Consider the following 243-nt stretch of genomic DNA (forward strand, 5'->3'; position numbering starts at 1 on the left):
CGGGCGTCCAGCAACTCGATCTCACCGGCCCGCACGACGTGCTGGCGTCACTGCCCGATGCGGCCGTCCATCTGGTCTGGAAATCGCGCGACACCGTCGCATCGAGCAGCGGCCTCGCACTCGCGCCGACCTGCACGTTCGACGATTGCCCGCCGCTCGACGTGATCTGCGTGCCGGGCGGGATCGGCATCAACGAGTTGCTGCTCGATGCGCAGACGATCGCGTTCGTGCGCCAACGCGCGG

At 68.7% G+C, this 243-nt stretch carries 1 protein-coding gene; it reads left to right on the forward strand.

Going from position 1 to position 243, the window contains the following annotated elements; all coding sequences use genetic code 11:
• Positions 1 to 243, forward strand: a 243-nt coding sequence (locus tag SB786_RS37365) for a DJ-1/PfpI family protein (protein WP_410731730.1), incomplete at both ends; no start/stop codon positions are given.

It is taken from the genome of Burkholderia sp. SIMBA_062 (assembly GCF_046534765.1).
GTDB lineage: Bacteria > Pseudomonadota > Gammaproteobacteria > Burkholderiales > Burkholderiaceae > Burkholderia > Burkholderia ambifaria.